Source organism: Bradyrhizobium sp. JR4.3 (assembly GCF_040547695.1).
In the GTDB taxonomy this organism is placed as follows: domain Bacteria; phylum Pseudomonadota; class Alphaproteobacteria; order Rhizobiales; family Xanthobacteraceae; genus Bradyrhizobium; species Bradyrhizobium canariense.
On sequence record NZ_JBEPQF010000021.1, the window covers coordinates 84,618 to 97,487 of the forward strand.

Consider the following 12,870-nt stretch of genomic DNA (forward strand, 5'->3'; position numbering starts at 1 on the left):
AACTGGTCGATATTGAAGAGGCCCAGGAACGATTGCCACTCGTTCCCGTTTATGCGGTCGCGCTCTCTCGGACGCGTCGCCTGCTTTCACGCCGCCCAATAGGGCTCCCGCAGTTTGCGCTTGAAAATCTTTCCCGTTGCCTCGCGCGGCAGAGCGTCGCGGAATTCGACGTCCTTTGGCACCTTGAAATTGGCAAGCCGCTCGCGCAGGAACGATCGGACAGCGTCGGCCGAGAGCTCGGCATCGGATTCAGGCTCGACAAAGGCGCACAGCCGTTCGCCGAATTCCGCGTCCGGGATGCCGAACACGGCACAGTCGCGCACGCCGGGCATTCCGATCAGCACGTTCTCGATCTCCGCGGGATAGATGTTGACGCCGCCGGAGATCACCATGTCGCGCTTGCGGTCGCACAGGAACAGATAGCCGTCCGCGTCGAGGTAACCGACGTCGCCGACGCTGACGAGGCCGTCACGGCCGGCCTCGGCCCTTGCGTGCGACCTGCCGTGATAGTCGAAATCGGGCACTGCCGTCTGGCGCATGTAGATTTCGCCGACTTCGTTGGCACCGCACTGGCTGCCGTCATCGCGGAAGATCCTGACGATGCCGCCTTCGATGGCGCGGCCGACCGTGCCGGGCTTCTTCAGGGCTTCCTCGGCCGAGTGCCACACCGGGATCCCGGTCTCCGTCGAGCCGAAATATTCGTTGATGACCGGTCCCCACCAGTCGATCATAGCGCGCTTGACGTCTGGCGGGCAGGGCGCGGCGCCGTGCACGACGAAACGCAGGGACGACAGGTCGTAACGTTGCCTGACCGCTTCGGGCAACCGCAGCAGCCGGACGAACATGGTCGGTACCATGTGAATGTGCGTGACGCGGTGGCGCTCGATCAGCGCCAGCAGCTCCTCGGCATCGAACCGCGCCTGGAGGATGATGGTGCAACCGCTGCGGAACGCCAGCATGCCGTAGGAATGCGGCGCCGAGTGATACATCGGCCCGTTGATCAGCACGATTTGGTCTTCCCGCGGCTTGATGCCGTAGGCGATCCCGCCCACACGTTCCGAGGCGGCCGCCTGTTCGGGCTGCATCGGCATGCGCCGCACGCCCTTCGGCATGCCCGTTGTCCCCGATGTGTAGATCATTGCTGCCGCGCGCCGCGGCGGCTCCTGCGCTTGCGGATGGTCGTCGCGCCAGCGGTCCCAATCGGTCAGTCCCACCGGGATCTCGGTCAGCTCCCGAGGGATCGAGAAGGTCGCTGCGAGTTCGGGCGGGGTCGCGACGACCAGGAGAAGGACATCGGCAGGTATGCCTTCACGGATCTGCGGCAGCAAATCGGCATGGCAGACCAGGATCTTCGCCCCGCTGTCGGCCAGAATGTAACGGACCTCCTCGGCTTTCAGATGCCAGTTGATCGGCACCACCGGACTGCCCAGCGCGGCGGAGGCCGCAACCACCTCGAAGAGGGCGAAATCGTTGCGTAGCATCATCGCGACCGGCGCGGCCTCGGCAAGCCCCAGGGCGCGGAAGCCGCTCATCGCCCGCTTGATCCGGGCCCGAATGTCGTCGTAGCTGATCTGGCGTTCGCCGCTGATGATCATGGCGTCTCCTCATTCCGCTCGTCTAGCGATCATCCAGCACGTCGCCGAAGCCGACCCAGCTCTTGCCATTGAAGCGCCGGAGCTGAAGCTGCTGGAACGGCAGATAGTCGTCGGGGCCGGTCGCAACAGCCATTCCCGGCAGCAGCAGCGGCAACGTCATGTCCTTCAACGAGGCCGCCTGGCGCATGATGTTGTCGCGGCTGATATCATCCTTGCACGCCTTCAGCACCGTCATCAGCAGCGTGGCATAGTGATAGCCCGCGGCGTAGTTGGAGTTGGAGAGGTCCGCGGTCGGCATGTAGCGCTTCATGAAGGCGAAGTATTCCTTCACGCCGGGATCGTCGGCCCATTGCGGATCCATCGTGTCCTTCTGGTTGCTCGACGAGATCAGACCAACGGCGTTGTCGAGGCCCGCCGGCTCCAGAAACGAGATCGACGACGCCGAGGTCGGCACGAAGAACAGCTCCGGCTTCCAGCCGATCTCGGCCACGCCCTTGACCATCTGCGAGGTGAACTTGCCGAGCACGACGCCGAACAGCACGTTGGCGCCTGACGCCTTCAGCGTCGAGAGCTGCGAACTGATCGTCGGCGCGCTGGTCTCGTAGCTCGCCTCCGCGATGATCATGCTTGCGGCCTTGGGCCCGAGCGCTCGCTTGAACCCCGCCACATAATCGCGGCCGAAATCATCGTTCTGCGACAGGATCGCGATCTTGGCGTCGGGCTTGGCCTGCAAAATATATTTGGCGTAGACCACGCCCTCGGATTCGTAGGCCGCCATGCCCGGCATCGTCCACGGGTTCTTCTGTGGATCGGCCCATTTGGTGGCGCCGGAGAGCACGAATAGCTGCGGTACCTTCTTGGCGTTGAGATAGCGCTGCACGGCGCTATTGGTGGCGGTGCCGAGCGAGCCGAACATCATCAGCACCTCCTCTTGCTCCACCAGCTTGCGGGTCTGCTCGACCGTCTTCGGCGGCGAATAGGCGTCGTCCAGCGTGATGAACTTGACCTTGCGGCCGTTGATGCCGCCTTCGGCATTGACCTTTTCGAAGAATGCTTCCTGCGTCCGTCCGATCGCGCCGAAGCCAGAGGCCGGACCGCTGTAGGGCAGGGTCTGCCCGATGCGGATCTCGTCGCTGCCTTCGGCGTGGGCGCTGCCGCCAGCGAGCGTCAGCAGCGACATGCCGATCAGTGCGGCTGCCAGCTTCATGGTGTCCTCCCGTTTTATTGTCGGTCCGAGACGTCAGGCGCTGACGCGCATCAGAAAATCCTGTCGGGCCTGGTCGAATTCCTGTTTCATCCGGTCGACGAGCTCGGCCACCGGCGGCGCGTCGGCGATCTGGCCGATACCCTGGCCGGAGCCCCAGATGTCGCGCCACGCCTTGGACTTCATGTTGCCGCCGGAGCCGAAGTTCATCTTCGTCTTGTCGGCGGCTGGCAGATTGTCCGGATCGAGCCCGGCCGCAGCGATCGAAGGGCCGAGATAGTTGCCGTGCACGCCGGTGAAGAGGTTGGTGTAGACGATGTCGTGCGCAGCGTGCCGTGTCAAAGCGGACTTGTAGGCTTCGTCGGCGTTGGCTTCCTTCGTCGCGATGAAGCGCGTGCCCATATAGGCGAGGTCGGCGCCCAGTGTCAGCGCGGAGGCGATCGCGAATCCATCGCTGATCGCGCCCGACAGCAGGATCGCGCCGCCGAACCATTGCTTGACCTCTCGTACCAATGCGAAAGGCGAGAGCGTTCCTGCATGTCCTCCAGCGCCGGCGCAGACCAGGATCAGGCCGTCGACGCCTTGCTCTGACGCCTTGCGCGCGTGCTTGACGTTGATGACATCGTGGAACACGAGGCCGCCGTAGGAATGCGCGGCCTCGACGAGTTCGGCGGGCGGCCGTAGCGAGGTGATGATGATGGGCGCCCTGTGCTTCACACAGGTCTCCATGTCCTTCATCAGCCGGTCGTTGGAGGCGTGGCAGATCTGGTTGACGGCGTAGGGCGCGACCTTCTTGCCGGGATTGCGCGACTTGTATTCGCCGAGTTCGTCCTCGATGCGGTTCAGCCACTCGTCGAGCTTTTCCACCGGACGGGCATTGAGCGCCGGAAACGAGCCGACGACACCGGCCTTGCACTGGGCGATCACCAGCTCGGGACCGGAGACGAGGAAGAGCGGCGAGCCGACCACGGGCAGCTCGAGCGAATCCTTCAAGAGAGCGGGCAGCGCCATGATGTCCTCCCGGAAACGCAGCCCGCCGGCAGGCGGATGACGAGGCGTTTCCCTGTTGGTCGTCGCGGGCGAGTTGCCGCCCATGTTTCATTTGACGCCATTATAGGGGTTGGAGTGCGGCCTCCGATCGTTCAATATTGAACGGACGACTATTCAGATTTGAACAGAGGCCGCTTATGGACTGGGACCTTTGCAAGACCTTCGTCGCCGTCGCCGAAACCGGCAGCTTCACCGGCGCGGCACGCCGGCTGCACAGCAGCCATCCCACCGTCAGTCGCAAGATCGCGGCGCTGGAAGCCCAGCTCGGCACCAGGCTGGTGGCACGCGCCGCCGACGGCCTGGCGCTGACCGCGGATGGACGGACATTGCGCGAGCACGCCGAGGCGATGGCGGCGGCCGCGCTGCGGGCGGAGACGGCAGTCTCGGCCGGAGGGCATAAGGCGCGCGGGACCGTCAAGCTGTCGATCGGGGCGACGCTGGCGTCGCATTGGCTGATGCCGTGCCTGCCTGCTTTCCTGCGCGCGCATGATCACGTCCAGCTCGAGATCATCACCCATCCGTTTCCGGCGAGCGTGCGCCGGCGCGAGGCGGACGTGGTGCTGCGGCCCTTCGACAGCGGCGAGGAAAATCTGGTCGGCCGCAAGATCGGCCGTCTCGGCACCGGGTTCTACGCCTCGCGGGACTACGCCGGCGGGCGGTCCTTGCCGGAACGGCGCGGCGAGTGGAAGGGGCACAGCGTCATCGGTTTCGCCGACCAGACCTCCAACATCCAGCTTGCGCGCTGGAGCGACGTCGTCACGCGTCAGGCCAGGGTGGTGATGCGCTGCTCGTCGCAGGGCGACATGCTGGCGGCGGTCCGCGCCGGACTCGGAATCTCCGCCCTGTCGTGCTTTGTCGCCGAAAGTTATCCCGATCTCGTGCGCGTCGCGCCGCAGAAGCTCGCCAGCGTGGCGGACCTGTGGCTGCTGGCCCATCCCGACCTCGTCGAGCTGCCGGCGGTGCGGGCCGTGGTCGACTTCGTCGCCGATTGCGCCCGGACCGATCGCGTTAGGCTGCGGGGTTAGAGCGTTTTCGAGCGAAGTGGACACCGGTTCGCGTCAAGAAAACGCGTCAAAACAAAAAACGAGAGCCCCGTTCCGATTCCATCGGAACGGAACTGGCTCTAGGCTGATCCGGCGAGCACGCCTTCGCGTTTTTTCACCGCGCGATAATAGCTCCACCACAGATGCGCCGCCGCACCACGCAGGGGACGCCAGGGTTCGGCGAGCGGCGCCATCTGCTTCTCCGTCGGCCGCGCCTGCAAGCCGAGCCCGATGCGGATGCCTTCCTGCACGGCGAGATCGCCGGCCGGCCAGGCGTCGCCATGGCCGAGGCAGAACAGCAGATAGACATCCGCCGTCCACGGTCCGATGCCGGGCAGTGCGATCAGCGTGTGATGCGCGGCATCGGCGTCTTCTTCGGCGAGCACGTCGAGGTTCAGCCGCTGTGCGGCGATCTCGCGCGCGAGGTGTTTCAGCGTCTTGATCTTGGCGGCGGACAGGCCGAGCCGCCCCAGCCGGTCGGTGCGGGCGCGGCGGACCGCGTCATGGTCGAATGGATCGAAAGCCGCCGACAGCCGCCCCCAGATCGCCGCGGCGCTGGCTGTGGAGAGCTGCTGCCCGCAGACGATATGGGCAAGCCCCGCAAAGCCCGGCTCGCGCCGCCGCAACGCCGGCATGCCGGCGATTGCGAGCACGGGCTTGAGGCGCGGATCGCGCTTGACCAGCGCGTGGACGGCTTCTTCGAGGTCGGACTGGGTCTCGAGGTGGATGGTCATCGCTTGCTCAACTTGTCATGCGCGGGCTTGACCGCGTACCGAATATCTTACTCCGTCATTCCCGGGGCGATGCGAAGCATCGAACCCGGAATCTCGAGATTCCGGGTTCGGTCCTGCGGACCGCCCCGGAATGACAACCGTAACGGTGAAGCCCGGCCATGATGAGTTCCGAAGCATGTCGCCACCCGTTTTCCGATTTGCTCCCAGTCCGAACGGCTACCTGCATCTCGGCCACGCTTATTCCGCTCTGTTGAATTCCGACCGCGCGCGCGAGACCGGTGGGCGGCTATTGCTGCGGATCGAGGACATCGACGCGACGCGTTGCCGGCCGGAATATGAGACCGCGATCTACGAAGACCTCGCTTGGCTCGGCATTGCCTGGGAGACGCCGGTGCGGCGGCAGTCGGAGCATTTCGACGCGTATCGCGCGGCACTGGACAGGCTCTCGGCGCTCGGCCTGGTCTATCCCGCCTTCGAAAGCCGCGCCGAGATCACAAGGCTGGTTGCGGCGCGTGAAGCGGATGGGCCGTGGCCGCGCGATCCCGACGGCGCTCCGCTCTATCCCGGCGACGCCAGATCGCTGTCCGCCGACGAGCGAGACCGCCTCATCGACACCGGCGCGCCTTATGCGCTTCGGCTCGACATGGCGGCCGCCTGCCGCCGCGCCGCCGGCCTGAGCTGGAACGAACTGGGCGTGGGGCCCGATGGTGAGCGTGGCGTCGTCCCGGCGCGGCCAGAAGCCTGGGGGGACGTCATTCTGGCCCGCAAGGAGACGCCGACCAGCTACCATCTGTCCGTCGTTGTCGACGATGCGCTCCAGGACGTCAGCGAGATCGTGCGGGGCCAGGACCTGTTCCACGCCACTTCGGTCCACCGTCTGCTTCAGGTTCTGCTCCGCCTGCCCGAACCCGTCTACCGTCACCATGGGCTACTTCGTGACGAGGCCGGCCGGAAGCTGTCGAAATCAACCAGCTCGACCGGCCTACGTGAATTGCGCGCTGCCGGCGCCATGCCGGCCGGTATCCACCAGCTGGTGGGATTAGGTTAAGTTTCTCTGGGGGTTAGCCAAACGCCGCCGTGACTCCGGGTGTTCCGCCGTGCCATGCTCACCTCACGGCCCGGGTTCGAAGGGGGATACTTCGAAGGGGAGTTATGGCGGCGAAAACGCGCGGAGCGCGCACTACGGGGACGTCCAAGCGAGTGGCTCGGAAGCGCTCCGGGCCGACCGCCCGGTTGCGCAAGCGCAGCATCAAGCGGGCCGAGCCGGACGTCGTCCAGGCCGCGCTTGCCGCCTTCGCCCATGAGGTCCGCACCCCCCTGACCGGCATTCTCGCGATCAGCGACTTGCTCGCGACTTCGGATCTCGGCGAACGGGAAAGACGCTGGGCCGACACGATCAAGGCCGGTGCCGAGCATCTGGCGAACCTTGCCACCCTGTTCGTCGATGCCGCCAGAACCGGCAAGGGGACCGGCAAAAGCGTCGGAGGTGGAAGCTCGCTGCGGCAGGATTTGTTCGACCTGCGGACCCTCGCCCGCAACGCCGGCGATTCGCTGGCCGGTCGCGCCGCGGCCAAGGGTCTCCAGGCCGAGGTCGATATCTCGGAGAAGCTGCCGGGGCTGGTAGTCGGGGATCCCGTCCGCCTGCGCGCCGCGCTCGAGAACCTGATCGACAATGCCGTGAAATTCACCGAGCACGGCGGCGTGGCGCTCACGGTCGCGCCTTGGCGTTCCGTCAAGAGCAAGACCAAGAGCAAAGGCAAAGCAAAGGGCAAAGGCAAGGTCGGCGTCGCCTTCGCCGTGTCCGACAGCGGCATCGGCCTCACCATGGCCGAGATCAAACGGTTGTTCCGGCCGTTTACCCAAGCCAATGTCACCATTGCCTCGCGCTTCGGCGGCGCCGGACTGGGCCTGTCGTCGGTGAAGCAACTGGCGCGCGCGATGGGCGGCGACATCACGGTCGCCCCTCGGCCCGGCGGCGGCGCCACCTTCACGTTGACGGTGTCGGTGTGTGCCACGGGATCGGGCAAGTCCCGCAAGTCGAAGGGCGAAGCCGAGATGGATGCGGTCCCGGCGCTGCGCTTGCTCAGCGTCGAGGACAATCCGTTCGGCCGCGTCGTGCTCAACACCATCCTGACCGAGCTCGGTCATCATGCCGAGTTCATCGGGCGCGGCGAGGACGCGGTGAACCGGCTCGCGCAGGGCGCCTTCGACGCGGTGCTGATGGATATGGTGCTGCCGGGCATTAATGGCGTCGAGGCGATCAGGCGGATCCGCACCATGGCGACGCCGCTGGCTCAGATCCCCATCATCGGGGTGTCAGGTCGCGGCGAAGACGAAGTCGCCTCACGCGAGGCCGGCGCCGACGCATTTCTGGTCAAGCCTGTGTCTCCGCGGGCGCTAGCGACTGCGCTGCTTGCAGCGACACGCCGTGAGGAAGCCGCGACTTGATGATCGCGGCGTTGAGCTCGCCGCCGAAAACGAAGATCGCGGCGATGAAGTACAGGAACACCAGCGCGATAATCACCGAGGCGAGCCCCGCATACATCGTCACGTAATTGTTGGCGAAGCGCGCGAGGTACTGGCCGAACACGATGCCCGAGATCAGCGACGCCACGATGGTGAAGACGATGCCGGGCAGGATCTGGAGGAACCGGCGCCGTCCCGCCGGCAGCCAGGTATGCAGGATGATCAGCGCCACCACCAACGCGGCGACGGTGATGCCGTAGCGCAGCCAGGTGAGGATCCTCTCGTTGGATTCAACGAACAGCGGAATGTGCGCACGCGCGGCCTCGATGAGCAGCGGCCCGAGCACGATCAGGAATGCCATGGCGAGCGCGGTGAAGGCCGCAATCAGCGTGTAGGCGATCGATTCCAGCCGTAGCCAGTACCAGGGCCGCATCTCCACCACCGCATAGGCGCGGTTGAGCGCGACCCGTAGCGCCTCGACGCCGTTGGAGGCGAAGTAGACCGACAGCACCGCACCGATGGTGAATAGGCCGGTGCGGGTCGTGGTCAGCACGTCGTGGACTTCCCCCGAGATCGAATCCGCGACCTGCTTGGGCCAGACCTGGAGCATCAGGCTGGCAGCCTGATCGGCGAGTTCCTTGGAGCCGAAGAAGCCGGCGAGCGAGGTCAGCACGATCAGGAACGGGAACAGCGCCATCAGTGTCGACAGCGCGATATGGCTCGCGATCGCCCAGCCGTCATCGGCGAGGAACGTGTAGAACGCGTCCATCACGACGACGTAGATGGTGCGGACGGCTTTCACGGCTGGCTCTGTCCTGCTCCCTCTCCCCGCCTGCCGGGAGAGGGTTGGGGTGAGGGGGGCTCTCCGCGGGGACGGTGACCGTTGAGCTCGTGGAGATTCTCCCTCACCCGTAAGCCGCGCTGCGCGCGCATTGCGGCCTCTCCCCACAAGCGGGGAGAGGCGAAGAAGACAGACGACGCGCGCAAATCGGAGATCATCCAGCTAGCTTCTGATATTATTGGCTTAAAAGCCAGATCGGGAACGCCATGGCGGACCGGCGCGCAGGGTGTTATCTACCCTCGAATGGCATCTCTCCTGAGTACTTTTATCCTGCCGATTGCGGCCGGCGCCGTGGCGTTGATGCTGCTGCTCGGTCTCATCAACATGATGCGCGGCGGCTCGCCCAACACCTCGCAGAAGCTGATGCGCTGGCGCGTGCTGCTTCAGTTCGTGGCGATCGTCATCGCGATGGTCGCCGTGTGGGCGATGGGGCGTTAACATGGTCGTGCTCAACCGCATCTATACGAAAACCGGTGACGACGGCACGACATCGCTCGGCTCGGGCGAACGCCGGCCGAAATGCGATCTGCGCATCGAGGCCTATGGCACGGTCGACGAGACCAATGCTGCGATCGGCGTGGTCCGGCTTCACACCAGAGATGCGCCCGAGCTCGACGCGATGCTTGGCCGCATCCAGAACGATCTGTTCGACCTCGGCGCGGACCTCGCAGTGCCCGAACGCGAGGGCAAGGCGGAGCGGCTGCGGGTGGTGGCGAGCCAGGTCGAGCGGCTTGAGCGCGACATCGACGCGCTCAACGACAAGCTGGCTCCCCTGACCTCCTTCGTGCTGCCGGGCGGCACGCCAGCCGCCGCCTACCTCCATGTCGCCCGTACGATTTGCCGCAGGGCGGAACGTGTGATGGTGGAACTGGCGGCCCGGCCGGACGAGCCCGTTGGTGCCGCTGGCATCCAATATATGAACCGCCTGTCGGACTTCCTGTTCGTGGCGAGCCGCGCCGCCAACGATGACGGCGCCGGTGACGTGCTCTGGGTTCCGGGCCAGAACCGCTGACCCATTGGGCCGCGCATTTCTGGGCGCCAAAATTAGACCCCTTCGCGCGTTGACCGGGCCGGATCAGGCCTTTAGGTTCCGCGCCAGTTGATAACCCCCTCCCAGATTGAGTGAAAGAGGATCGATGAAGGTCTTGGTGCCGGTAAAGCGGGTGGTCGATTACAACGTCAAGGTCCGCGTCAAGAGCGATGGATCGGGTGTTGAACTCGCCAACGTCAAAATGTCGATGAACCCGTTCGACGAAATTGCGGTCGAAGAAGCGCTGCGCCTGAAGGAAGCCGGCAAGGCGACCGAAGTCGTGGTGATCTCCATCGGACCGGCGCAGGCGTCGGAGACGATCCGCACCGGTCTCGCCATGGGCGCCGATCGCGGCATCCTGGTGAAGGCCGAGGGCGCGGTCGAGCCGCTCGCTGTCGCCAAGATCCTGAAGAAGATTGCGGACGAAGAGCAGCCGGGCCTGATCATTCTCGGCAAGCAGGCGATCGACGACGACAGCAATCAGACCGGCCAGATGCTGGCCGCGCTGCTCGGCTGGTCGCAGGCGACCTTCGCCTCGAAGCTCGAGGTTGAAGGCAGCGACTTCAAGGTCACCCGCGAAGTCGACGGCGGCTTGCAGACCGTGAAGCTGAAGGGACCGGCCATCGTGACCACCGATCTCCGTCTCAACGAGCCGCGCTACGCCTCGTTGCCGAACATCATGAAGGCCAAAAAGAAGCCGATTGCGGACAAGACCGCCGCCGATTACGGCGTCGATCTCACCGCGCGCCTCGAGGTTCTCAACACGACCGAGCCGGCGGGCCGCAAGGCGGGCGTCAAGGTCAAGGACGTCGCCGAGCTGGTGTCGAAACTCAAGAACGAAGCCGGGGTGCTCTGATGACGACGCTTCTGATTGCCGAACACGACAATGCGTCGCTCAAGGATGCGACCAACAAGGCCCTGACCGCAGCGGCCGCGCTCGGCGCGGATGTCGAGGTTCTGGTGGCCGGCGAGAATGCGAAGGCCGCGGCGGACGCGGCCGCAAAGCTTGCCGGTGTGAAGAAGGTGCTGCTCGCCGACGGCGCGCTTTACGCGCACGATCTGGCCGAGCCACTGGCCGCGCTGATCGTCTCGCTGGCTCCCGGCTACGACGCCATCGTCGCGCCCGCGACCTCGCGCTTCAAGAACGTGATGCCGCGCGTCGCGGCCCTGCTTGACGTCATGCAGGTCTCGGAAATCACCAAGGTGGTCGCCCCCGACACCTATGAGCGTCCGATCTACGCCGGCAACGCCATCCAGACGGTGAAGTCCAAGGACGCCAAGAAGGTCATCACGGTGCGCACCTCCACCTTCGCTGCAGCGGGCGAAGGCGGCAGCGCGTCGGTCGAGAGCGTCGCGGCGGCGGCCGATCCGGGCCTGTCGTCCTTTGTCGGCGAGGAAGTCGCAAAGAGCGACCGTCCCGAGCTGACCTCGGCCAAGATCATCGTCTCCGGTGGCCGCGCCATGCAGAGCCGCGAGAACTTCGCAAAGTACATCGAGCCGCTCGCCGACAAGCTCGGCGCCGGTGTCGGCGCTTCGCGTGCCGCGGTGGATGCGGGCTATGCGCCGAACGACTGGCAGGTCGGCCAGACCGGCAAGGTCGTGGCCCCCGAGCTCTATGTCGCGGTCGGCATTTCCGGCGCGATCCAGCATCTGGCCGGCATGAAGGACTCCAAGGTGATCGTCGCGATCAACAAGGACGAGGACGCGCCGATCTTCCAGGTTGCCGATTACGGCCTGGTCGCCGACCTCTACCAGGCGGTTCCGGAGCTGACCGCCGAACTCGGCAAGCTCGGCAAGTAAAACGCGCTAAAACACCGGCCGGAGCTATAAACTCCGGCCGGTGTTGCTTTTTGAGGCGTTTTCTTTGGCGTGGGACACGCCTTCGAAGCGATCCAATCTAGGTTTCGAGGCCGGGTTCTGATTAAATCGGATCTCCCGGCTCGGGGGATAGGCAGGCGCGGTTGATAGCGCGCCGTTCCGGTGGATGACATTATGGCGGCAGTAATCAAGAAGGTCGGCGTGATCGGCGCGGGGCAGATGGGCAATGGCATCGCGCATGTCGCTGCGCTGGCCGGCTTCGACGTGGTGCTCAACGACATTTCGACCGACCGCCTCAAGTCAGGCATGGCCACGATCAACGGTAACCTGACGCGCCAGGTCTCCAAGAAAGCCGTTAGCGAGGACGACAAAGCCAAGGCGATGGCGCGTATCGTGGCCGGCGAAAAGCTGGACGATCTCGCAGACTGCGATCTCGTGATCGAGACCGCGGTCGAGAAGGAAGAGGTCAAGCGCAAGATTTTCCACGATCTCTGCGCCGTGTTGAAGCCGGAGGCGATCGTTGCCTCCGATACCTCCTCGATCTCGATCACCCGGCTCGCCGCCGCCACCGACCGGCCCGAACGCTTCATCGGCATTCACTTCATGAATCCGGTGCCGTTGATGGAACTGGTGGAGCTGATCCGCGGTATCGCCACGGACGACCAGACCTTCGAGGCGTCAAAGGAATTCGTCGGCAAGCTCGGCAAACAGGTCGCGGTCTCCGAGGATTTCCCGGCCTTCATCGTCAACCGCATCCTGCTGCCGATGATCAACGAGGCGATTTACACGCTGTACGAAGGCGTGGGCAACGTGGAGGCGATCGACGCGGCGATGAAGCTCGGGGCGCACCATCCGATGGGCCCGCTGGAGCTCGCCGATTTCATCGGTCTCGATACCTGCCTGTCGATCATGCAGGTGCTGCATGAGGGCCTCGCCGACTCCAAGTACCGCCCGTGCCCGTTGCTGGTGAAATACGTCGAGGCGGGCTGGCTCGGTCGCAAGACCCAACGCGGTTTCTATGACTATCGCGGTGCCAAGCCGGTTCCGACGAGATAAGCGGTCTCGTGCCCCGGCTCTGCGGTGCGTCAC

At 65.1% G+C, this 12,870-nt stretch carries 13 protein-coding genes; 8 read left to right on the top strand and 5 right to left on the bottom strand.

Features of this window, described 5'->3' with window-relative positions; translation table 11 throughout:
* Positions 1-86: 86 nt before the first annotated feature.
* Genes ABIB91_RS28135 through ABIB91_RS28145 form a run of 3 tightly spaced genes read right to left on the bottom strand, consistent with a single transcriptional unit; the run spans position 87 to position 3,810 of the window.
* Positions 87-1,595 (bottom strand): acyl-CoA synthetase, encoded by a 1,509-nt coding sequence (locus ABIB91_RS28135; protein ID WP_354169130.1) that lies wholly within the window; start codon positions 1,593-1,595, stop codon positions 87-89.
* A 22-nt stretch (positions 1,596-1,617) separates the two neighbouring features.
* A complete protein-coding gene (locus ABIB91_RS28140; RefSeq protein WP_354169127.1) occupies positions 1,618-2,802 on the bottom strand; it encodes an ABC transporter substrate-binding protein in 1,185 nt (394 codons plus the stop codon).
* Positions 2,803-2,835: 33 nt separating this feature from the next.
* Positions 2,836-3,810, bottom strand: coding sequence for an NAD(P)H-dependent flavin oxidoreductase (locus ABIB91_RS28145; protein WP_007597362.1), 975 nt, complete (start codon positions 3,808-3,810; stop codon positions 2,836-2,838).
* Positions 3,811-3,986: 176 nt separating this feature from the next.
* Between ABIB91_RS28145 and ABIB91_RS28150 the strand changes: the two genes are divergently transcribed.
* Complete coding sequence (locus ABIB91_RS28150) at positions 3,987-4,874, top strand: LysR family transcriptional regulator (protein ID WP_007597361.1); 888 nt, start codon at positions 3,987-3,989, stop codon at positions 4,872-4,874.
* A 98-nt stretch (positions 4,875-4,972) separates the two neighbouring features.
* Here ABIB91_RS28150 and ABIB91_RS28155 read toward each other — a convergent pair whose 3' ends face one another.
* A complete protein-coding gene (locus tag ABIB91_RS28155) occupies positions 4,973-5,626 on the bottom strand; it encodes a DNA-3-methyladenine glycosylase family protein (RefSeq protein WP_354169123.1) in 654 nt (217 codons plus the stop codon).
* Between the two features lie 175 nt (positions 5,627-5,801).
* Here ABIB91_RS28155 and gluQRS point away from each other — a divergent pair, with 175 nt between their 5' ends.
* Together gluQRS and ABIB91_RS28165 are read left to right on the top strand one after the other, a co-directional pair.
* Positions 5,802-6,674 (top strand): tRNA glutamyl-Q(34) synthetase GluQRS, encoded by an 873-nt coding sequence (gene gluQRS, locus ABIB91_RS28160; protein ID WP_354169120.1) that lies wholly within the window; start codon positions 5,802-5,804, stop codon positions 6,672-6,674.
* A 104-nt stretch (positions 6,675-6,778) separates the two neighbouring features.
* On the top strand, positions 6,779-8,074 hold the full coding sequence (locus tag ABIB91_RS28165) for an ATP-binding protein (protein ID WP_354169117.1): 1,296 nt from the start codon (positions 6,779-6,781) through the stop codon (positions 8,072-8,074).
* On the opposite strand, the gene ABIB91_RS28170 is transcribed toward ABIB91_RS28165, so the two are convergent.
* The gene (locus tag ABIB91_RS28170) at positions 8,001-8,894 is read right to left on the bottom strand and encodes a YihY/virulence factor BrkB family protein (RefSeq protein ID WP_007597357.1); all 894 of its coding nucleotides are present in this window, start codon (positions 8,892-8,894) and stop codon (positions 8,001-8,003) included. The two genes, ABIB91_RS28165 and ABIB91_RS28170, sit on opposite strands and share 74 nt — an antisense overlap.
* Before the next feature lie 282 nt (positions 8,895-9,176).
* Here ABIB91_RS28170 and ABIB91_RS28175 point away from each other — a divergent pair, with 282 nt between their 5' ends.
* From ABIB91_RS28175 to ABIB91_RS28195, 5 genes are all read left to right on the top strand, one after another.
* Positions 9,177-9,371 (top strand): twin transmembrane helix small protein, encoded by a 195-nt coding sequence (locus tag ABIB91_RS28175; protein WP_007597355.1) that lies wholly within the window; start codon positions 9,177-9,179, stop codon positions 9,369-9,371.
* Position 9,372: 1 nt separating this feature from the next.
* Positions 9,373-9,945: a cob(I)yrinic acid a,c-diamide adenosyltransferase gene (locus tag ABIB91_RS28180; protein WP_354169113.1), complete on the top strand. Its 573-nt coding sequence runs from the start codon at positions 9,373-9,375 to the stop codon at positions 9,943-9,945.
* Between the two features lie 124 nt (positions 9,946-10,069).
* On the top strand, positions 10,070-10,819 hold the full coding sequence (locus ABIB91_RS28185; protein ID WP_354169110.1) for an electron transfer flavoprotein subunit beta/FixA family protein: 750 nt from the start codon (positions 10,070-10,072) through the stop codon (positions 10,817-10,819).
* Complete coding sequence (locus ABIB91_RS28190; protein WP_007597340.1) at positions 10,819-11,763, top strand: electron transfer flavoprotein subunit alpha/FixB family protein; 945 nt, start codon at positions 10,819-10,821, stop codon at positions 11,761-11,763. The genes ABIB91_RS28185 and ABIB91_RS28190 overlap by 1 nt, the downstream gene beginning before the upstream one ends.
* Positions 11,764-11,955: 192 nt before the next feature.
* Positions 11,956-12,837: a 3-hydroxybutyryl-CoA dehydrogenase gene (locus ABIB91_RS28195; RefSeq protein WP_007597339.1), complete on the top strand. Its 882-nt coding sequence runs from the start codon at positions 11,956-11,958 to the stop codon at positions 12,835-12,837.
* The last annotated feature ends 33 nt before the right edge of the window (positions 12,838-12,870 follow it).

Excerpts from the sequence above, each read along its gene's own strand:
- ABIB91_RS28135 (WP_354169130.1), bottom strand. The coding sequence starts at position 1,595 with ATGATCATCAGCGGCGAACGCCAGATCAGCTACGACGACATTCGGGCC.
- ABIB91_RS28140 (WP_354169127.1), bottom strand. The coding sequence starts at position 2,802 with ATGAAGCTGGCAGCCGCACTGATCGGCATGTCGCTGCTGACGCTCGCT.
- ABIB91_RS28145 (WP_007597362.1), bottom strand. The coding sequence starts at position 3,810 with ATGGCGCTGCCCGCTCTCTTGAAGGATTCGCTCGAGCTGCCCGTGGTC.
- ABIB91_RS28150 (WP_007597361.1), top strand. The coding sequence starts at position 3,987 with ATGGACTGGGACCTTTGCAAGACCTTCGTCGCCGTCGCCGAAACCGGC.
- ABIB91_RS28155 (WP_354169123.1), bottom strand. The coding sequence starts at position 5,626 with ATGACCATCCACCTCGAGACCCAGTCCGACCTCGAAGAAGCCGTCCAC.
- gluQRS (WP_354169120.1), top strand. The coding sequence starts at position 5,802 with ATGTCGCCACCCGTTTTCCGATTTGCTCCCAGTCCGAACGGCTACCTG.
- ABIB91_RS28165 (WP_354169117.1), top strand. The coding sequence starts at position 6,779 with ATGGCGGCGAAAACGCGCGGAGCGCGCACTACGGGGACGTCCAAGCGA.
- ABIB91_RS28175 (WP_007597355.1), top strand. The coding sequence starts at position 9,177 with ATGGCATCTCTCCTGAGTACTTTTATCCTGCCGATTGCGGCCGGCGCC.
- ABIB91_RS28180 (WP_354169113.1), top strand. The coding sequence starts at position 9,373 with ATGGTCGTGCTCAACCGCATCTATACGAAAACCGGTGACGACGGCACG.
- ABIB91_RS28185 (WP_354169110.1), top strand. The coding sequence starts at position 10,070 with ATGAAGGTCTTGGTGCCGGTAAAGCGGGTGGTCGATTACAACGTCAAG.
- ABIB91_RS28190 (WP_007597340.1), top strand. The coding sequence starts at position 10,819 with ATGACGACGCTTCTGATTGCCGAACACGACAATGCGTCGCTCAAGGAT.
- ABIB91_RS28195 (WP_007597339.1), top strand. The coding sequence starts at position 11,956 with ATGGCGGCAGTAATCAAGAAGGTCGGCGTGATCGGCGCGGGGCAGATG.